This is a genomic window from Butyricimonas faecihominis (assembly GCF_033096445.1).
Taxonomy (GTDB): domain Bacteria; phylum Bacteroidota; class Bacteroidia; order Bacteroidales; family Marinifilaceae; genus Butyricimonas; species Butyricimonas faecihominis.
Genome location: NZ_AP028155.1, coordinates 2,484,380 through 2,504,749 on the forward strand (window position 1 = coordinate 2,484,380; position 20,370 = coordinate 2,504,749).

A 20,370-nucleotide genomic window follows, 5' to 3' on the forward strand; every position below is an offset into this window, starting at 1 on the left:
AACGGGAATGTATTACATCAAAAATTCAACCACAACTTAAATGCTGTAATCTTTTCCTCGCTAATAATAATCTGTGATTTATAGGGTGGTTTCACGAAAACCACAATTCGACCGTTAAAATAAGGTTCCACATGACTAATAGCTTTCACGCAAAGCAATACTTGTCGATTAGCTCGGAAGAACAGATCTGGGTCCAATTGTTCCACCAACTTATTCAAAGAAAGGTCAACAATATGTTCCTGCCCGGTATAGGTCACCGCAAATGTGATTTTATTCTCGGAATAGAAATAAGCCACGTCACTCACTTCCAACGGACGGAAACGTTCCCCTCCCGCAATGAGAAAGCGAGTACGATAGGCTTTCTCCCGATGCCGGAGACTATCAAGGATAACATCCAAGTAACCGTTTTCCGGAGATGTATTTGCAGCAACCAGTGTTTCATATTTCACGATCGCCTCAAGCAAACGTTTCTCATCCACGGGTTTCAGGATATAGTCTACACTATTTACCGTGAAAGCCCGAATTGCGTACTGATCATAAGCCGTGGTAAAAATAATCACGGAAGAAGGGCGAGCAGATGTCAGAAAACTGAACGAATCTCCATCCGATAACTGAATATCCAGAAACAATAAATCCGGATGCGGGTTCTCGGCAAACCATTGCACCGCCTCTTCCACGCTCCCCGGCAAAACCATAACCTCCCAAGCGGGACGCAATCGCCGGAGCATAGAGTGTAGCAAACGGGCTGCCGGCACCTCATCTTCAATAATGGCTACTTTCAAATTATTCATCAGCAAAAGGTATTTTTACTGTAAATGCACCTAATTTATCAACTATTTCTATCTCTTTACCTGTAATCAACTTACAGCGGTTTGCCAGATTCTGAAGCCCGATTCCGGAAGACTGGACATCCTTCCTAGGGTGAACCAAATTACTCACTACCAGAAAATTATCATCAACCCAAATGGCAATCCTCATCGGATGAGTGGCAGAAATCGAATTATGCTTGATCACGTTCTCCGCCAGCAATTGCAACGTCAGCGGTGGCACCATCCGTTCCCGGCAATCATCCGGCACTTCAATATCGCAGGTAATACAATCTCCCAATCTCACTTTATGCAAAAACAGGAAAGCATCCAGAAAATCTAGTTCATCTCCCAACGTCACAAGAGTCTTATCCTGACATTGCAACACGTAACGATAAACATTCGAAAGATTCCGGGTAAACTCCACGGCATTACGAGGATTATACTCGATCTCGGCAATCAGCGTGTTGAGACTATTAAACAGGAAATGCGGATTCACTTGATTCTGCAAAGCCACGTACCGCGCCGTATTATTCTCTTCCTGCAAAGCCGCAGTATGTTGCTGTAACCGCAACATCTCTCGTATAGCCCTGAAAGCCAGCAACAACCCCAAGATAACTAATTCCACCAACCAAACGAGAACCAGTACGAACTTTCCCCCGGCATAGAAAGTAAAAGGACGCGATGCCCCCGCCAGTAACTTAGCCGAAACTAGTAAACCATAGTTCAGCAAAAAGAACATCAACATCACCAACAAGTAAATCACAACGATCCTCCACCTTCTCCGGATATTCAAAGCGTAGCTCACGTTCAGCCACGAGCTGATACGCATTGTGAAATACCCTAAAATATTAAATGCAAGAATACAGAACAGACAAGCCCCGAAAGAATACAACTCTTCCTGTACCAATGGTGAAAAACCGGAATAACTCACTAACAGGAGATATGAAAATACCCCCAACCCGGAAAATAATCCGGCATACAGCAAAATATCCAGTTTCTTAGTCATATTATACTCCAATCTATTCAGCAAAGTTAGTCTAATTTACAAAGATTCGTACGCGTTCAAGGCTTTTATTAACCCGGAATAATAGCTCTGCGCCTCCGTTTTAGCCTGCACGTAATTAAGTTGCGAATTCTCCCGATAGGTCTGAGCATCGATCACTTCCAATATAGACGTTTTTCCCTCCCCATACCGCTCCAACGCTTTCGTCTCATTTTCTTTGGCCTTCTCCAACGAATTTCCCGTCAATTTCACCTGTTCCAGTGCCTGTAACAAATTCAGCCGTGCCGTCTGTACTTCCAGTGCCACGTTGTCTTTCACCCGGTTCAACTGATCGGAAGCCATACCGACTTGCCCCCGGGAAGCTCTCTTCTCACTTCGCCGCTTTCCCCACTCAAACACCGGGATGGATACTTTCGCATACGCCACGTAATTCGGGTCCATATCCGTGCGGAAATTATACCCCGGAGAAGAATAACTCCCGTCAACCCCGACATAGACCTGTGGCTTATACTGCGCATCATTCAATCGCAACGCACTTTCCGCCATCCTCACCTGTTCCTCGGCCATCCTGATCTCCGGCCGATTACTCCCGTTTCCCCGAAGAACCGAATCCTCAACCAGCAATAAAGGAACATTCTCTTCTATCATGGTCGGGTTAGACAACTCCAACCCGATAATCGAATTTAAAGCCATACGCCCCGTCTCGAAATTACTCTTTGCTTGCAACAGACGGTACTCCGCCTCGTTCAGTTGCACCTCCGCCATCAATAAATCCTGCGGGTCCACCAACCCGGCATCCACTCTCTCCCGGATCGTTTTTACCAACGAGGACATCGAATTTCGAAAATCCGTGGCCACGCCCACGATCTCCTGCCGGGCCACCGTGTTCCAATACTGAATATCCGTCTGGTAACACACGGCATTCTTCACCACCTCCGCCTGTTGTGCCGCCACGGCTTGCCGTGACTGGGCCATCCGAATCGATTCAAGCACCCATCCCCCGGTATAAAGCGGTTGCATGAGCGACATCGACACCCCGTATTTCATATTTTTTCCCTTAAACCCCACGGAACGTCCCAACGAAGGCACATCTACCGATAGTTCCATGGGATTTCCCGTGTACTGAAAATTTCCTCCCGCCTCCACTTTCGGCTTCAAATCGGCACGGGCGGATTTCTCCAGTTCCATACTCACCGAAATATTCTTTTCCGCAGCCTTGAGATCATGGTTATATTCCAAAGCCATGTTCCGGTATTTCTCAAGAAGAGAGCTTTGTTGGGCGGACACGGTAAACGCACCCGCCAGCATACAACCTAATACAAATATCTTTTTCATCGTTGATTTTCTTTTACATTATAAAATATAGCATAAAGAGCCGGGGTAACAAACAGCGTCAATAGCGTGGCAAATGTCAACCCGAAAATAATCGTGGCTGCCATCCCCCCGAAAGCAATATCAAACAACAAAGGAACCATCCCGAAGATCGTGGTTGTTGCAGCCATCAAAACCGGACGGGTACGTACAACCGTGGCCTCCACGATACAAGTGTACAAGTCCACCCCGTTCCCGTGCTGCACGTTGATCTCATCAATCAACACAATCACGTTTTTAATAATCATACCCAATAATCCCAGCCATCCCGCGATAGGGAAGAACCCGAAATCAAATCCCGTGAGCAACATCCCGACAGCCACGCCAATCAGTGACAAAGGTAACACGCAAAGAATAATGATTGGTTGCCGGAAGTTTCCGAACAAGGCCACCAGAATGACAACAAGCAACAGGAATGCCAACGGGAAATACATCACGATGGCCTGTATGGCCTCCTTTTGATCCTTGAATTGAGCATCCCAAAAGAATGTATATCCCTCAGGGAGTTGTATTTTCTCAACTTCTGCCCGAATCTCCCCGTGTACTTCCGCCATAGTAGTACCCGGTTTCACCCCGCACATGGCGGCCATGGACAACTGCCGATTGTACGTCCGTACCTGTGGGAACTCCCACGTGGTTTCAATCCGTTCCGTCACTTGCGACAGAGGGGCAGAATTCACCCCATTCCACACGGAGAAATTACCCAAAGCCTCGGCATTCGTAATATTCACCCCGGCAGATTTCAACAACACGGGTACCTTCTTCTCGTCATCCCGATACACGCCAACCGTCAACCCGTCTTGAATGGATTTCACCGACTGCATCATATCCGCCTTCGTGATCCCCAAGGCCCCGGCCTTCACGGGATCATACACCGGACGAATCATCATCGCCATACTTCCCCACTCGTTACGGGCATCCGCCACTTTCGGATTGCGACGCATAATATCCACGGCAACACCCACCAAAGAATCCAACACCGCCGGGTCCGGTCCCAGAAAACGAGCTTCAATCAACGCCTCGTTCAACGGACTCAATTCGAAACTATTCACCTTGATAAACGCCTCTGGGTATTTCGCCGGGAGAGAATCTTGTAACACGGCATGTAGCTGACGGGATTCCGACGATGTTCTACATTTTATCAATAATTGAGCATAATTGGACTGGGGCCCGAATGACACGTTCGATAAATAATATCGTGGTGGAGTTCGCCCCACAAAAGCCGACACCATCTCCATCTCGTGATAAGTGCTGACATAATCAGCCATATCGTCCGCCACCCGGTCAGTTTCTTCAATACGGGTCCCTTCCGGCAACCACATATCGACCGTGAAATATTGTTTATCCAACGAAGGCACGAAAACTTTCGGGATAAACCGGAAACTCCACGCCGACACGCAAAGCATAACCACAAGACAACCCACCACCACATATTTATGACGGATCACCACCCGTAACGAGCGTCGGAAACGATCATACCATTTACCAGTAAACAACTCTGCCGTCAACTCGTCCGGACGTGGACGACGCACGAATTCCTGTATGAAGAACGGCGTTTGCGTGAGGGCAAATACCCAACTAAATATCAATGACACCCCGATCACAACAACCATCGAAGACAGCAATTCCCCCGTAATATGCGGTGAATAATAAATTGGCATAAAAGTCAGGATAGCAATAACCGTTGCGGCTAATAATGGCAAAGCCGTCGCAGAACAAGCCCTCATAATGGCCATCCGCTTGCGCATCCCCCGTTGCATATTCACCAATGCGGAGTCCGATACCACGATCGCATTATCCACCAGCATACCCATGGCAATGATAATCGCGGCCAAAGACATACGCTGCAAGGCAATCCCGTCAGCAAACATCACGATCAACGTGGCGAAAATGGAAAACACCAACCCACTGCCAATTAACAACCCGTTTTTAAAACCGATAAAGAAGAGCAATATCGCCACGACAGTCAGCACGGAAACGATTAGGTTGACAATGAACCCCCGATTTGCCACGGCAGACTCGTACCCTTGATCATAAATGCAGGAAAGAGCATATCCTTCAGGCATCTCGGATGTAAACCAATCTATCTTTTCTTTTACCGCATCGGCCATATCCACCACGTTCCCCTTCGGAACCGTAGAAATAGCAATACCAATAGCGGGTTCCCCGTTCACACGCATCATATTGGAAGCCGGAGTCTGATAGGCTTCCTCGATTTCGGCAATATCCGCCAGCCGGAAATGCTCCCCGCCTTTAGAAACAATGGTCAGATTCCGAATGTCATCCAACGAATAGAAATTCCCGGTTGACTCGATACGCACCCGATTCTCCCCGACATCTATCCCCCCGGCATCCACCACTTTATTCTGTCCCTCGAAAGCACGGGCAATATCCGCGGTCGTGATACCGCTAAGTGCCATCACCGAAGGACTGATTTTCACATCAATCGTCGGGGTCTGTACCCCGTATATCTCGACCTTGGCAACATCCTTCACCTTAAGAATCTCATTCTTGATCAACTTCGCCTGATCCTCCAGTTCCCGGTAGGTATGTCCCATTCCTGTCAGCCCATAGAAAACACCCAGCACATCCCCGAAATCATCATTCACGACAGAAGGCCCCGCTCCTGCCGGTAGTTTTCCCTGTACATCACTCACTTTTCTCCGGAGTTTATCCCAAAGTTGCTGCATCTCATCCGCCCGGATCTCTTTCTTCACGTAAACCGTGATTTTTGACAGCCCGGCCCGATTCTCCGTCTTCAAATAATAGAGCTCCCCCAACGACTGTATGGATTCCTCCAACACGTCGGTCACCTGCGTCTGCACTTCCGATGGAGAGGCTCCCGGATAAGGGGTAAGCACCAAAGCCTGTTTGATCGTGAACGGGGCATCTTCCAGTTTCCCCATTTTCACGTAAGCGAACAATCCCCCTAACAGCACAAGCAAAAGCAACAGGATGGTCAGAGACTTTTTCTGTAAAAAATATTTAACCAGTTTCATGATAACATTCTTTTTAGCGAGTAATATCTTCCCTTAAAAAGGGCTATAACGAACCGAATCCATTAAATACGTTTCTCGTCAGCCACTTGCACCGCCATATTCTCCGACAAAAAACGAAGTCCGCTCACGACAATTGTCTCTCCCGCTTCCAACCCGTCCACAACGGCGATCTCTCCTCCCGGCAACAATGTCCCTAAAGTCACGTTTTTTCGGCTTACCCGGTTCCCATCGGCATTCAGCGTCCAGACATAATCGCCAACCACCGGGCGATGACAGACGGCCTTCTGCGGGACAATCACACCCGCCTGTTGCAAAGCGCCATCCGAGCGCAGGAATAGTTTCCCGGACATACCTGCCGGAAGATGCTCTTCCCGATTCGGCAATAAAGCTGTCAACAGATAAGACAAATTGTTCGAGGTCGTACTTTTAGAAATCTCTTCTACCTTCGCCTTATAAGTCTTACCGGGCATGGCATCAAATTCCAGTTCAACCTCCCGGACATTCCCTCGTCCGAAAGCGATCTCCTGTGTCACGTAGGCCTCCAGTTTCAACTGGCCGAGATCAACAAAGGAAATGACAGGTTGAGAGGCTTTCACATCTTGAAACTCCTCGATATACACCTCTCCCACATACCCATCGAAAGGAGCGACCAATCGGGTATCGTTCAACTCATTCATAGCTGTCTCGTAAGCGGTCTTCGCCGAAATATACTCCGCCTTGGCTTTCTCGAACGTACTTGCTGAAACGTTATTTTTCCGGTAAAGGACTTCGATACGCTCGTATTCGGCCTTCGCCTGATTGTATTGCGCCTCCATACGTTCCTTTCGGATTCGGAAATCACGAGGATCGATCTCCGCGATCACCTCTCCCCGTTTATAATACGTTCCGGCATACACCTCAAACCGCTTGATCGGTCCTCCTACCCGGAAGGACAATTCCGAAGTACGGAAAGGCTTCGATATAAAAGAAAATTCTTTCTGATCTCCCTCGGAAGGCTTCACAGCTTGTGTCACTCGGACCACCATTCCCTGTTGACGGTCCTTTTGTTCAGCATCTTTACATGAAAGTAACATCATGCAAAAACATAGTAATATTCCAAAATTCCCTGTTGTTTTCATTTTCATATTTTTTTGTTCTGAAACAAAAATAACAGGGGGAGCCGTACCGAACCGACTTTATTTTCCCCAAGCCGGGAAATCCGTAACCGAAACAGGAATAGAAAAGATGAAGTCTCCACCGGAATAAACAAAAATTCCTATCTTTGTGGAAATAACATCAATTTTATGGACATCGTAGAACTCCGGGAGCTATGCCTCTCTTTTCCTCACACGACCGAAGAATTTCCTTTTGACGAAACCACGTTAGTCTTTAAGGTTTTCAACAAAATGTTTTGCTGCACGGACATCATGCCATTCGAATGGATTGCCGTGAAATGTGACCCGGACTGGGCCATCGAATTACGGGAAAAATACCCGGAGATCACTTCTGCCTACCACTTCAACAAGAAATACTGGAACGGGATAAATATGCACGGCACCCTGTCCGACAAGTTCATTGAAGAACTCATTGAACACTCGTACCGGGAAGTTATCCAAAAACTTCCGAAAAGCTTTGTAAAAGAGAATTTCCCGGAGTTTTCACTCACGGAATCCAATCGGGGGAAATAATTACAAGAATGGGACCCGGCAACTGGGTCCCATTCTTGTAATTATTTCTGAAGTTCACTCTCGATCATTTTCTGTAAAGAAGGATCGGAAGGACGTGGAGCTTGAGATTCCACGATACTGCCATCCTTGGCAAAAACCATAAAGCGGGGAATACCCGTAATCTTATAATCTTTCGTTATCTTACTCCATCCATCGGCAAACAATTGAACCCCGGGCAATTGCTCATCTACCAAGAATTTTTTCCATTTCTCGTAATTCTTCTTCTCGTCAACAGATACCCCGATAAAAACAACATCCTTACCTTCCATCGCTTTCTCCAGTTTCTTCAAGTGCGGTAATTCTCCCCGACAAGGCGAACACCAAGTTGCCCATACATCAACCACGACTACTTTCCCCTTATAGTCGGACAAAGAGTGCATATTACCTTCGGCATCCGGATAGGCAAAATCTATTGCTTTCTCCCCCTTCTTGGCCTCGTAGAGGGCAGAAGCCTTAGCTTCCAACTCTTTCAATTGCTCGGCATCCACATATTTTTTAGCTTCCTCCATAAACTCCAAATATTCGAAATAAGAACGCCCGAAACCTTTCGCCTGATTCACGACCAACTCACCCTGCAATTTCTTACTGGGGATGACAGATAGAGCCTCCTGTAACTCTCCCCCTCTTTTCCCATTCTCCAAACAATAAAACATCATGTACGATTTCAAGAGTTTCATTCCATCAGGCATTTCCAAAACCCTCTCATCCGTAAACTTATTTTTATCCGTAATGGTACTATAATAGGCGATACGCTGTTCTTTAGAAGGATGCTTGGAACGCGGGGTATAAATAAAATTCAATGCAAACCGATCCAACTCGCAGCCGACAAAATATTTCATCAATTCGTTGAAACGAGTATTTTTCGTTTTAATACTCTTGCAAAACGGTTCTGTCTTTGCAAGTAAGGCTTCAAAGTCCGGGAAAAAATCTTCATACGTACTATTACGTACCCGCATGAAATATGTCGATTTTTCACACACCCGTTTAGAAAGATTTACCCACTCATACAACACCTTATTCTCAGCCGTATTATGTTTACCCGTCAGATACACCGTATCTTTATCCATAAAAAGTGAAACGGCATCCCCCGCTTTCAGATAAAGCGGGTATTCATAAAGCCTACCATCCCCCACGACATAAAAACCTTCGTATTTCGGGATAAAACTAAAACCATAATAACCATTTTGGTTATAAGAAGCACTTGCCAGCACTTTTTTCTCTCCTTTATCCACTCCGAACAACTGAATAGTCGTTCCTACCCCTTCTCCGACACTACATTCCACAGTTACCGGTTTCTGGGCGTGTAGCACCCCAGAAACCAGCAAACAAACAATCAATCCTAATTTTATTTTCATATCAATAATATTACCAATAAGTTATACATTTTACAGCACCTTCCGTGTCAATCACTTCCTCTACGGTCAAATTACGGCTATCGGTACTCTCCGGAGTAAGCCGATACACTTTTCCGCCATTCGCCTCGCTATAAGTTGCAACAAAAATATTCGAACTATAATCACCACTCGTAACTACATTCAAAGAAACGATAGCATCAAAACTCACATCCGGTACATTAACTTCTACACATTCATCAATTCCTTTTCGGTAAGTATATAGCTTATTACCAACAGAGAAATACAAGAAACCGTTCATCCAATCAATAACCGTGTATTCAGCCCCCTCGATCATGGCTGCATTACCTTTCAACTCTTCCATTTGATCCAAATGTCCCTTGAACGTACCCGTCGGATTTTCTTCTATGCTAAACTGACAACGCTGATATTTCCCATCCTCATCTTTCACAATTGCTACTGTCCCCTCATTCGTCACCCGTTGCATGTACAACAAATCCGAATTCGGAAGTGCCGACTCGTCATTCATGTCATAACAGGATTCTGTAACAAATCCACCACTCTTCATTGCATAGGACACAAAACGTCCCCGATCCTGATCAAATAAAATTGCCGCATTACTACTAGCACCTCCATAATAAGGAGCAGCCTTGAATTTTTTATTATTCACATAAGTAACATCAGCCGAAAGAATACTCCTAGAAGTCAAAAGATGCACATTCCCCTCCCCGGTAAAGAAATACATAAATTGATTCGACAAATAATACATGGACTTCATAGTATAACTAACCGGCTGGGGTGTCAACATAATCATACGCAACATATTCTTCTCTTCCCATGAAAAATCAGGCATATTCAACCAACCGGTAGCCTCTCCGGTAGCCACCCATAGCCTTTTCCCGCCCCAATTCTTGACGTTTGTATAAACGATGGAATTTGCCCCTCCGGACAAATAAGGGAATCCCGAACCACTCAACAAACCGGTCCGATGAACCTTATTTCCTTCCGTATCATCTGCATAGATTTCAATATCAACTTTACGGTCTGCATCTTCCGTCATAAAGATAAATCCACCTTTCAGTTCCTCGACCACATTCAATTTAAAATCAGTGATCCAAGATACTCCTGTCTTTTTTTCTGTTACCGTATAATTTACCTGATAACTAACCCCGCTCGCCAAGTCTATCGTCTCATTCAAATCTTTCTCAGTACTTAACACCACATCTCCATCACCCGTGATAACCTTCCATTCGAAAGTATAATCCTCCGGATTAGCGACCTCAGTCTTACCCTCCGTTCCCAAAACTTGTTTTTTCAAGTCGACTTCAAGATACAACACATGACCACGCCCAACCGTCGTATCTTTCAATACCTCTGTCAAATCGATATCCTGCACCCAATTATAACTATAATTACCTTTGTCTTCATAGCAAGAATTCAGTACTCCTGCCAACAACAAACTTATTAACCCGATATAAATATATTTCAACATACACTTCTTCCTTTAATTGTTTGTATTCAATTCAGATGCAACAGGCCAATCTTCCGGTATCTCCACACCGGGGAACGTCATGTATCCCTTATCCGCTTCATTCGTATTTTCCGGATCTTGAGGCATCTGCGTCGGATCTCCGGCCTCTATAATCGCATTCAGGTAATTGGCGAAATAAACATTCGCTATTAATATTTTATTGCCAATACTACTTTTTATTTCATTATCCGAACTAAACCAATCGGTAGCCTCAAATCCCATTTCCTGATTAAAGAAATTAAATTTTGCCTCAGAGAAATATCCCAAAAAAGATTCCATCCACATGGACGGTTTAGTTAGTTTACTCGTAAACATCAACACGTGACGAGTAACATCGATAGTATCCTTGTCCACAATTTTCTGGGGTATATTTTGCAGGAAATATTCATTGGAAACCAAGCGCAACTCGATAGAAACCGTAGCATCTCCCAAGCCTTCCCGGTAAATATGAATAGGAATTTCCCCGTACACGCTGTCCTTAGGCAAGATATACTCAGATTGTAACTCGTCATAATTCGTTCCGGCCACAGCCGTCGCACTCTCAATTTTCACCTTAAATGCACGGTCACGGTCAACCATATCCCCTAAAGCCCTGACAGACAATCTAACAATCGTATCCGGCACATTATACATGGCAAAAGAAAAGACCGTTGTATCCATATACACGTTAGACACACCAGAAGTCACCTTCGGGTAACAGAAATAAATGCTATCCGAACCTTTATACAAATCCAATTTGTCTTCTTCACAACTCCAGCAAAGCAAAACAATTCCTAAAAATATCAATATTTGTTTCATAATCCATTCTTCTTAATCTCGTCTGTTATCAGTTTCACTCTCAGGTAATGGAATAATATAATTGGGTTTCTTGGAGCCATTAGGGCCGGAAACAGAAGTAATACCATTACGTTTTAAGTAGTAATAATATTGTCCTTCTCCATAAAATTCCTTCTCCCACTCCTGCCGTAACGTTGTTTGAACATCCGTCCCCACCATTCCTGACTGATACCCTCTAATCATACGCAATTTCTCCAACCAAGAAGAAGCCACCGCATCATCATTTGTTGTCGCCGCGGCAATCAAGTAAAGCTCGCTCAATCGTAACATTGACTGAATTTCATATAAATAAGGATCACTTCTATTTTCCGTTTGTTCTGCATACTTCACAAATACCATCAAACCGGAAGTCTGCCGCCCGGTAGCCACCTCCCAAGAATGCTTACGATAATCATTCGGTTCATCATAAAGTTTATTTATATAACTCTCGGTTGACAATAAAATATTATCATCTTCCAAATCGGAACTAAATAACTCTTTATACATAGTCGTACGTTTCATGTTATGTAAGGCAAATAACTCCTCACAGAAGAAAACCCGATCTTTTACCGCGACTGTTTGCGAAACCGGAGTAAAGGCCGTATTAAAATTATTCGCCTCGTTAGTCTTCGGATCTTTGCCTTCCAACAAGGTTGTTGCAATCCGGTATGCTTCATCTGCATATTCATCTCCTAAATACCAGCACATACGGGCTTTTAACGCCCACACGGCATAATAATTCAAACGCAGGTTACGATAATCCCAAAAATCTTCATCTTTGACAATACCCTCTGTCAAAATCACATCCTCAGACAAAAGCACGATAGCCGAATCAATATCCGCGAATAAATGTTCAACCAACTCGTCTGCCGGAAGAATAGGCTGCGTGACATCCGTCACCATATTGTAATAAGGGATGGAGGATTCTTTCTTATTCGCCTCAGAGTACACCGGCCCGAAAATTCGAAACATATCAAAATGCAACAAAGTACGAATAGCCAAAGCCTCTCCCATCGACATTCTGTAATTGGCTTGTGACATCAAATCTTGATGTTCGGGTACCTTTTCCAGAAACTCATTACAATCCGCTATCAATTTATAAGCCGCCTTCCAAATCGCTTCAAAGGTTCCCTTCGGTCCGTCATTCGTGTAATTATATTCATTTAAATCGTAATACGTATGCCCGCTGGACAACTTATACCGTTGCCCCAACACATCAATAGCACCACCTCCCAAATTCTCCGCATACAGGTCATTCGATGCAAGACTCAAATACAAGCCGTTCAACGCTCGCTGTATCCCGTTCTCCGTGGAATAAAGCTGATCTTCTGCCATCGAGTCGTAAGGTTTCACATCCAACCAGCTATTACAGCCCCCGAAGAATAAACCTCCCGCCAGAATTGTCAATATAATAATCGTTTTTCTCATAATTTCATTTTTTACTCGTGCTTAAAATGTCATGTTCACAGAAAAAGAAACAGTCCGTGCAAATGGATAAGAAGTACCCCGCTCTGCCTTAATGGTAGAGCAACGGAAAACATCATTCATATTGGCACGTATCGTCATATTCTTTAAAAACACTTTTTTCAACCATTTCTGTTCCCCGAATTCATAGGCTAAAGATATGGACTCACCGCTAAGCGTGTTCTCTTTCTGAACATAGCGGGAAGTCATCGGGGCAGTTTCATTATCACTAACCGTTGAAGTGATTTTCTTATATTGAGCATGATCCCCCGGTTTTTGCCAACGATCATACAAGGCACGCTTATCCTGATTATAAGTGGTCATTTCCGTTGTCTTCAGATTTTCAATGCGGTTATATAATTCCGTGTTAAAATAGTCGGCATCAATCCGGTAACGGAAATAAGCACTAATAGAAAAACCTTTATAATAGAGGTTGGTACCGAACACACCTTCCAGCAAAGGTTCCGTGTTTCCCACCACCATCTCGTCATTTATATCATAATCGAAAGTATAACTCCCGTCCTTTTTAATGTAAATCTCCGATCCTGTCATAGGGTCTATACCGGCAGAACGAACCGCCCATATATCAGTCGGGCTACCTCCATCCCGGTAACGTGTCAAGGAAGTAGATTTCAACTCGTCATTCAGCAATTCCAAACTCGCGCCGATGTTACGATACGTCTGTTTCTGGTGCCGCCCGTTCAAAGAGAATGACCAGTTAAGACGATCCTCCGCCTTTTCCATAACAGTTCCGACAACATTGAAACTAACTCCTTTCGTACGCTGCGCTCCCAGATTCGTGATATAAGAATCACGCCCCGTGGAAGAGGCAATTGAAGTAGTTACCAACATGGGGTCTGTATCTTTCCAATAGACATCCGTATTGATCTTCAAACGATTATTCAACACAGTCAAATCCAATCCCAAATTATAATCCATCGTTTTCTGCCATTTCAGATCGGGATTCCCGAAACCGGAAACATTAGCTCCCATCCCGAAAGCATTTTGCAGGTTCGTATTATACACGTAAGTCGTATAGGCCTTATAGGCAGAGAAGTTCTGATTTCCCGGATTACCAACTGAAAAACGCAATTTCAACCAGTTCACCCAATCCCCGATAAAAGCCTCATTATGAATATTCCAAGCCACCCCGACAGACCAACTATCCGTGAAGCGCTTATTCGTCCCGAATACCGAAGATCCGTCTTTACGATAATTCACGTCCAACAGATACCGATTGTTGTAAGCATAGTTTAAGTTCAGATAGATACTCGTGCTACGGGTAGTCGATTCACTATACGACGGTTTACTTTCCGTGGCATACTCGTTGGCAAAAGCGGGATTCGGAACGTTATCATCCGGGAAACCGATGGCCGTAAAAGCATCATTGATCAAACGTGTAGAAGAAAAGTTCCATCCTAACACGGCATTCACCTGATGTACATCCCCCAACAATTTTCCATACGTCACGGTCACGTCCCCGTCATATCCCCAGCGATCGGTTGTTGATTTCGTGTAAGAACCCCGTTCCGTCTTTTCCGTTTCGTCAAAATCAGTATGGAAAGGAGACTTAAACTTTTCGCTTTTATTATTACCTTTCGTCAGACTGATTCTTCCCCGTGCCATGATCCCATCCATGGGACGCCATTCCATCTGGAAATTATTACGAAAAGAGATCTCTTTCGCATCGTCCAAATAATTCAAGCTGGCATTGTACAAAGGATTTTCTACTTTAATCGACCAAAAACCTCCATCCACGGAAGACTCTTCTAGATACTTCGGTACGGAACCCTCGTAATCTTTCGGGTAATAGGGATTTGTCTGTACATACACCGAAAAACTTTGCGGTGCATTCTGACTTTCCGTGTAATCCAACGTGAATTTATTATCAAAACTGAATTTACCTTTCCGGTAACGCAAATCAATATTGAAACTCAAAACATCACGTCCGGATTGTTTCATCACCCCCTGCGTTCCGTTATAACTCAACCCGACTCCATACAACATAGCATCATCTCCCCCTTCGACATACATATTGTGCTTATGAGAAAACCCCGTCCTGACTGGTTCACTCAACCAATAAGTATCCACCCCGCTCTGCACGTTTTTCAACCGCTGGTTGTAAAGATTCATTCGATCGACCAGATATTCTTCATTCGAGGTCTTCGTGTAATAGCCCGTCAGCCACTCAAATTCCAACTTCTCCGCGGCATTCATCATATTGTAGTCGCTGAGATCCGGCATCTGAACCGTGAGATCTCCATTATAAGACAGACGCAAGGTTCCCGGGGCAGGACGCTTAGTTTCAACGACCACCACTCCATTAGCGGCACGAGAACCGTAAATTGCCGTGGAGGCAGCATCTTTCAAAATTGTAACAGAAGCCACCCGCTCCATGTTCAAATCGACAATCGTCTGTAAATCTACTTCAAAACCATCCAAGATAAACAAGGGTTGATTCGGGTCAACGGCATAATCCTCTTTCAGATTGACAATACTCGTTTTACCGCGAATATCAATATCGGGCAATTTGTTCGGGTCGGAACCGAACTCGTTGTTCGGGGTAATATGAAAAGAAGGGTCCAGCGTTTTCAAACTCTGCAAAATATTTTGCGATCCCATCATTTTCAAATCCTCTTTCTTATATGTCGTCGCGGAACCGGTAAAACTTTCGGATTTACGTTCGAAAATACCGGTCACCACCACCTCGTCCATTTGGGTAGTTTCCTCTTCCAACACAATTTTTAGCTCCGCCTGCCCGGAGAATGTCACTTCAGTCGTTTTCATTCCGATGAAAGAAAATTGCAGAACCGTACCGGCCGTATTAGGAAAAGAAAGAGTGAATTTTCCATCCATATCTGTCGAAGTTCCCAACGTCGTACCTTTCAGTAAAACGGTCACCCCCGGCAAAGGTAATCCTTGAACATCCACAACGACCCCTTTCGCAACCCGTTGCTGCACGGGGTCCGGTTTCGTTTCTTGCGGACGGATAACAACCGTGTTATCAACAATCCGGAACGTGAAATTCTTTCCCAAGACTTGCCGCAAAGCCTCATCCAAGGAAACATTCTGGCAACGAACCGAAACTTTCCCCACGGCATTAATTTCTTGATTGTTGTAGAAAAAGTCCAGTTTCGTCTGTTTCTTTATCGCGTCAAGCGCTTCTTTACAAGTTGCATTACTTAGATCGAGACTAATACTATCCGTTTGAGCATAAGTGTCGGCACTTAATCTCAAAACACCAAAGAGGATTAAAAAAACGGTTAATTTCATAAACCTCCATGTTTTCAATAAAAAATTCATACATTTGTAGTTATGGGTTTAACAATTACCGGACGCCTACTGCAATTTGTGTCCGGCCGATTAAAACACACTTACGGTAATCGCACTAACGGTTACCGTTTTCATATTATAAATTACGAAATACTTTCACCTGTTGTCCCTCCACCTTGAACCTGACATTAGTCGTCTCCTCGATTAATCCCAACACCTGTTCCAGCTCGTTATATCGTTTCATAACCCCGGTAAAGCGATAATATTTCGCCACCGTATCATCAAAACGAATCTCCACATCATACCAGCGCTCCAATTGATGGGCAATAGCCTCTAAAGACATATCGCTAAACACGAAACGCCCCTTCTTCCAAGCAATAATATCATCAACATTTACTTGTCCGGTCGTGATCACCCCTTCCTTCAAAACAGCCTGTTCCCCCGCTACAAGAATACATTCCTGACGAGTATCCGGATAGGACACCCGAACTTTCCCTTCAGCCAAAGTCGTACGCAAACAATCGTCATCCCGATAAGCATTGATATTAAATTCGGTTCCCAAAGCCTCCACCTGCATATCGTTCACCATCACCCGGAAAGGTTTCGTGGCATCTTTCGCCACTTGGAAATAAGCCTCTCCTTTAAGGAAAACCTTGCGTTCCGTACCGACAAAATCAACCGGGTAACGTAATTCCGATTCCGAATTCAACCATACCCGCGTCCCGTCGGACAATTGCACCTGATACTCCGTGGAACGGGGAACACTCAACGTGTTAAAGATCTCTTCCTCCAACTGCACGTTCTCCGCCTGATAAATCATCTGTTGCCCGGCACTCACCAAAATCCCGGTTCCGCTCTCTTGAATTACCGAATCGCCACTCCATTGTTGCACCTGAAGCACTCGCCCGTCATTCAAGGTAAGCGATACTTGATGACGTTTTCCCACGTTCTCCGACATCGGAACGACCTCGTTGGAATGATGACCATAAAACCAGATACCGACAGTCAGGGGCATCACGATGGCTGCCGCCACCACCCATCTTCGCACCAGCTCTCTTCTCCGAGAATGTTTCAACGTCCGGCAAACCTGTTCCCACATACGATCCTTATCCGGTGGAGTGGCCTTTTTCCGGCACTCATCCATACGGACCAGTAGAGAGAATAATTCCTTATCCACTTTTTCCTTGTTACTACCCGACAAGAAATCATCCAACTTCTTATGTAACTGTTCTTTCTCCATTTTCAAAACCCGTCTTTACATTCTTATTGCATTCTTTCAAACACACTAATGACAGGTAACAGAAAAAAAAGGGTGAAAAAAGAAGGATCTTTTTTCACATATATCCTAAGAAAATAAGTAATGCAATGATTTCCAAATCCTTTTCATTGAATTCGGTCCGCAATTTACTATAAGCACTTTTTAATTGCGTTTTGACCGTATTAACAGAAACATCCAATCTTTCCGCCACTTCCTTATACTTCAACCCCTCAATACAGGCCAGAATAAATATCTCCCGGCACTTCTCCGGCAACGAGTCAACAAACACGTTCAAGCGTTCCCGCATGATATTCAACTCTTCTTCATCTTCCGGAACTTCTTCCTCCATGATCTCCCACCGCTGACTTTCCTCGTAATGATGCTTCACTTTCAAATGCTCCAAATAATTTTGGCAACGATGATCCACGGCCTTACACAGATAGCCGGGAACAGAATCCGTTATCTTTAAATTTTTCCGCAATTGCCAGAAACGAATGAAAACCTCCTGCACGATGTCCTCCGCAACCAAATTATCCTTTACAAAACCAAACGCACGATAATACAACATATCCGTGTACTCTCGAAAAAAGTACTCCAAAGCGGAGGTATCTCCCCGTTGCATTTTTTCGAAAAGGATCAACTCATCTGGCATAAGACAATAGGCATTATTTCAATACAAACTCACTGTTATGCAAAAAAAGGTTTTTATTCCATATCGAAAAAGCGAAAAAATCATAAATAACAACAATAATAACACACGCAACACCCAAAAATCGTCACACTCTCGTTTCTACAGGACACAATCAAAGACGGACAGTTGGGGAAATTCAACCTTTAATTATTCCAGAACACACAACGTATCCCCCAGCCGTCCGTCAGTAAAAATTATTATTAATCTTCTTGTTGCTGGCGTTTCACCTCGGCAAGCACCTCTTTCATGTCCAAGCCTGCCGCCTCGGCAATCCCTTTACCACAACGTTCGTCCGCTTGGTAAAAGCGTGCCGCCACCCGCACTTTTATATTCACGGGTACCCCTTCCATCGCCGTGGCTACATTCGTGTGTATCCGCATTTTCTCGTCTTCCGGCACCAAACGATACAAGTCACCCGGTTGCGTGTAGTAATCCTTATCTTGTTGATAATGACTGCCCATCCCCCGGATATCAAAAGGCGGTTGATTATAAGCATGGTTATCTACCGGACCGCCGAAACTATTCGGCTCGTAGTTCACCGCTCCGCCACCGTTACCATCCACTCGCATGGCACCATCCCGGTGGTAATTGTGCATCGGGCAACGAGGCGCATTTACCGGGATGGAATCCGCGTTAATCCCCAGACGATAGCGATGAGCATCCCCGTAAGCAAACAGACGTCCCTGCAACATCTTGTCCGGCGAAAAACTGATTCCCGGTACCACGTTAGCCGGGTTGAAAGCGGATTGCTCCACGTCGGCAAAGTAATTTTCCGGATTCCGGTTCAACTCGATCACTCCCACCTCGATCAACGGGTAATCCTTATGGCTCCACACTTTTGTCAAATCGAACGGGTTAAAACGATACGTCTCCGCGTCCTTTTCCGGCATGATCTGCACGCACATTTTCCATTTCGGGAAATCTCCCTTCTCGATACTCTCGAACAAATCCCGCTGGGAATGTTCCCGGTCTTTCGCCACGATCTTTTCCGCCTCCTCGTTCGTGAAGTTCGCGATTCCCTGCATACAGCGTAAATGGAATTTCACCCAGCAACGTTCGTCATACTCGTTATAAAAACTAAACGTATGACTTCCGAAACCGTGCATATGACGGAAATCTTGGGGGATCCCCCGGTCACTCATCAGAATCATGACCTGATGCAACGTCTCCGGAGACAAGCTCCAGAAATCCCACATCGCCGTGTTACTCCTCAGGTTCGTCTTCGGATCCCGCTTTTGCGTGTGAATAAAATCGGGAAACTTCAAGGGGTCCCGGATAAAGAAAACAGGCGTGTTATTCCCGACCAGATCCCAGTTTCCCTCGTCAGTATAGAATTTCATGGCAAATCCCCGGACATCTCGTTCCGTGTCGGCAGCACCCCGCTCCCCGGCAACCGTGGAGAAACGCATGAACACGTCGGTCTTCTTGCCAACCTTGGCAAAAATACTTGCTTTCGTGTAACGGGTTATATCGTTCGTCACCGTGAACGTACCAAACGCCCCGCTTCCCTTAGCATGCACGATACGTTCCGGAATCCGCTCCCGGTTAAAATGAGCCAATTTCTCGATCAGCCAAACGTTTTGCAAGAGAGCCGGCCCATGAGGTCCCGCTGTCTGGATGTTTTGGTTATCACCGACCGGAGCGCCGGCCTCGGTGGTAAGTTTCTGTTTCTTTTCCATGGTTAATAAGGTATATTCGTTATCATCTATATCCCGATTATACCTTATTAACCATTAAAAAGTTTTACAAACGAATCAAAATTTCTATTCCATTTTCGGTTTACGGATGTAGTGCGGCATTTCAAAAGGAATCTCCAAAGAAAATTCCACCAACCCCATAAACTCGCCATTCTCGTACCACGGGGTCTGGTAAATCAATTTTTTCACGCCGTTTTTCTCGATCGTGTAAGCATTCGTGGCGTGTTCTTCCATCAACTGCACCAACTTCGTCCGGGCAGGCTCCGGGTGACAATCCAACACGTTCTGCCCAACAAGATCGCCGTGATTCGTTTTTTGGGATTTATCGTTCATTTGAAGAATCTTACCTTCTTTATCGCAAACCGTGATGGCCACGTTCAATTCTTTCATGTAATCCATA

General features: G+C 45.0%; 15 protein-coding genes. 1 reads left to right on the forward strand and 14 read right to left on the reverse strand.

What is annotated here, in order from left to right; translation table 11 throughout:
- Positions 1-17 precede the first annotated feature (17 nt).
- The 5 genes from R8806_RS10345 to R8806_RS10365 form a co-directional block, all read right to left on the reverse strand.
- Positions 18-791, reverse strand: a complete 774-nt coding sequence (locus R8806_RS10345) for a LytR/AlgR family response regulator transcription factor (protein ID WP_124315596.1) — start codon at positions 789-791, stop codon at positions 18-20.
- Positions 784-1,815 (reverse strand): sensor histidine kinase, encoded by a 1,032-nt coding sequence (locus R8806_RS10350; RefSeq protein ID WP_124315614.1) that lies wholly within the window; start codon positions 1,813-1,815, stop codon positions 784-786. Before R8806_RS10350 ends, R8806_RS10345 begins: the two co-directional genes overlap by 8 nt.
- Before the next feature lie 36 nt (positions 1,816-1,851).
- Positions 1,852-3,147 (reverse strand): TolC family protein, encoded by a 1,296-nt coding sequence (locus R8806_RS10355; RefSeq protein WP_124315595.1) that lies wholly within the window; start codon positions 3,145-3,147, stop codon positions 1,852-1,854.
- Complete coding sequence (locus R8806_RS10360; protein WP_124315594.1) at positions 3,144-6,182, reverse strand: efflux RND transporter permease subunit; 3,039 nt, start codon at positions 6,180-6,182, stop codon at positions 3,144-3,146. The genes R8806_RS10355 and R8806_RS10360 overlap by 4 nt, the downstream gene beginning before the upstream one ends.
- 62 nt (positions 6,183-6,244) lie before the next feature.
- Entirely contained in the window at positions 6,245-7,300 is a 1,056-nt protein-coding gene (locus R8806_RS10365; RefSeq protein ID WP_124315593.1) for an efflux RND transporter periplasmic adaptor subunit, read from the reverse strand.
- Between the two features lie 165 nt (positions 7,301-7,465).
- On the opposite strand from R8806_RS10365, the gene R8806_RS10370 reads away from it, so the two are divergent.
- The gene (locus tag R8806_RS10370) at positions 7,466-7,849 is read left to right on the forward strand and encodes an MmcQ/YjbR family DNA-binding protein (protein WP_124315592.1); all 384 of its coding nucleotides are present in this window, start codon (positions 7,466-7,468) and stop codon (positions 7,847-7,849) included.
- A 41-nt stretch (positions 7,850-7,890) separates the two neighbouring features.
- Here the strand turns inward: R8806_RS10370 and R8806_RS10375 are convergent, their stop codons facing one another.
- The 9 genes from R8806_RS10375 to R8806_RS10415 all read right to left on the reverse strand — a co-directional run bounded on the left by R8806_RS10375 (position 7,891) and on the right by R8806_RS10415 (position 20,369).
- Entirely contained in the window at positions 7,891-9,243 is a 1,353-nt protein-coding gene (locus R8806_RS10375) for a TlpA family protein disulfide reductase (RefSeq protein WP_124315591.1), read from the reverse strand.
- A 10-nt stretch (positions 9,244-9,253) separates the two neighbouring features.
- Positions 9,254-10,732 (reverse strand): PKD-like family lipoprotein, encoded by a 1,479-nt coding sequence (locus R8806_RS10380; protein ID WP_124315590.1) that lies wholly within the window; start codon positions 10,730-10,732, stop codon positions 9,254-9,256.
- A gap of 12 nt (positions 10,733-10,744) precedes the next feature.
- Positions 10,745-11,569: a DUF4843 domain-containing protein gene (locus R8806_RS10385; RefSeq protein ID WP_124315589.1), complete on the reverse strand. Its 825-nt coding sequence runs from the start codon at positions 11,567-11,569 to the stop codon at positions 10,745-10,747.
- A gap of 12 nt (positions 11,570-11,581) precedes the next feature.
- Positions 11,582-13,015 carry a RagB/SusD family nutrient uptake outer membrane protein gene (locus tag R8806_RS10390; protein WP_124315588.1) on the reverse strand — a complete coding sequence of 478 codons (1,434 nt, stop codon included), beginning with the start codon at positions 13,013-13,015 and terminating at the stop codon, positions 11,582-11,584.
- A 21-nt stretch (positions 13,016-13,036) separates the two neighbouring features.
- On the reverse strand, positions 13,037-16,324 hold the full coding sequence (locus R8806_RS10395; RefSeq protein ID WP_229782903.1) for a SusC/RagA family TonB-linked outer membrane protein: 3,288 nt from the start codon (positions 16,322-16,324) through the stop codon (positions 13,037-13,039).
- 136 nt (positions 16,325-16,460) lie between these two features.
- Positions 16,461-17,564 (reverse strand): FecR family protein, encoded by a 1,104-nt coding sequence (locus R8806_RS10400; RefSeq protein WP_124315586.1) that lies wholly within the window; start codon positions 17,562-17,564, stop codon positions 16,461-16,463.
- 94 nt (positions 17,565-17,658) lie between these two features.
- Positions 17,659-18,234, reverse strand: a complete 576-nt coding sequence (locus R8806_RS10405; protein WP_124315585.1) for an RNA polymerase sigma factor — start codon at positions 18,232-18,234, stop codon at positions 17,659-17,661.
- Between the two features lie 239 nt (positions 18,235-18,473).
- Positions 18,474-19,952 carry a catalase gene (locus R8806_RS10410; protein ID WP_124315584.1) on the reverse strand — a complete coding sequence of 493 codons (1,479 nt, stop codon included), beginning with the start codon at positions 19,950-19,952 and terminating at the stop codon, positions 18,474-18,476.
- 84 nt (positions 19,953-20,036) lie between these two features.
- Positions 20,037-20,369, reverse strand: a complete 333-nt coding sequence (locus tag R8806_RS10415; RefSeq protein WP_124315583.1) for a diguanylate cyclase — start codon at positions 20,367-20,369, stop codon at positions 20,037-20,039.
- Position 20,370 lies beyond the last annotated feature (1 nt).

Bases quoted from the DNA above. Each gene is read 5' to 3' on its own strand.
- R8806_RS10390 (WP_124315588.1), bottom strand. From the start codon at position 13,015: ATGAGAAAAACGATTATTATATTGACAATTCTGGCGGGAGGTTTATTC.
- R8806_RS10385 (WP_124315589.1), bottom strand. From the start codon at position 11,569: ATGAAACAAATATTGATATTTTTAGGAATTGTTTTGCTTTGCTGGAGT.
- R8806_RS10395 (WP_229782903.1), bottom strand. From the start codon at position 16,324: ATGAAATTAACCGTTTTTTTAATCCTCTTTGGTGTTTTGAGATTAAGT.
- R8806_RS10345 (WP_124315596.1), bottom strand. From the start codon at position 791: ATGAATAATTTGAAAGTAGCCATTATTGAAGATGAGGTGCCGGCAGCC.
- R8806_RS10355 (WP_124315595.1), bottom strand. From the start codon at position 3,147: ATGAAAAAGATATTTGTATTAGGTTGTATGCTGGCGGGTGCGTTTACC.
- R8806_RS10380 (WP_124315590.1), bottom strand. From the start codon at position 10,732: ATGTTGAAATATATTTATATCGGGTTAATAAGTTTGTTGTTGGCAGGA.
- R8806_RS10370 (WP_124315592.1), top strand. From the start codon at position 7,466: ATGGACATCGTAGAACTCCGGGAGCTATGCCTCTCTTTTCCTCACACG.
- R8806_RS10365 (WP_124315593.1), bottom strand. From the start codon at position 7,300: ATGAAAACAACAGGGAATTTTGGAATATTACTATGTTTTTGCATGATG.
- R8806_RS10415 (WP_124315583.1), bottom strand. From the start codon at position 20,369: ATGGATTACATGAAAGAATTGAACGTGGCCATCACGGTTTGCGATAAA.
- R8806_RS10360 (WP_124315594.1), bottom strand. From the start codon at position 6,182: ATGAAACTGGTTAAATATTTTTTACAGAAAAAGTCTCTGACCATCCTG.
- R8806_RS10410 (WP_124315584.1), bottom strand. From the start codon at position 19,952: ATGGAAAAGAAACAGAAACTTACCACCGAGGCCGGCGCTCCGGTCGGT.
- R8806_RS10400 (WP_124315586.1), bottom strand. From the start codon at position 17,564: ATGGAGAAAGAACAGTTACATAAGAAGTTGGATGATTTCTTGTCGGGT.
- R8806_RS10350 (WP_124315614.1), bottom strand. From the start codon at position 1,815: ATGACTAAGAAACTGGATATTTTGCTGTATGCCGGATTATTTTCCGGG.
- R8806_RS10405 (WP_124315585.1), bottom strand. From the start codon at position 18,234: ATGCCAGATGAGTTGATCCTTTTCGAAAAAATGCAACGGGGAGATACC.
- R8806_RS10375 (WP_124315591.1), bottom strand. From the start codon at position 9,243: ATGAAAATAAAATTAGGATTGATTGTTTGTTTGCTGGTTTCTGGGGTG.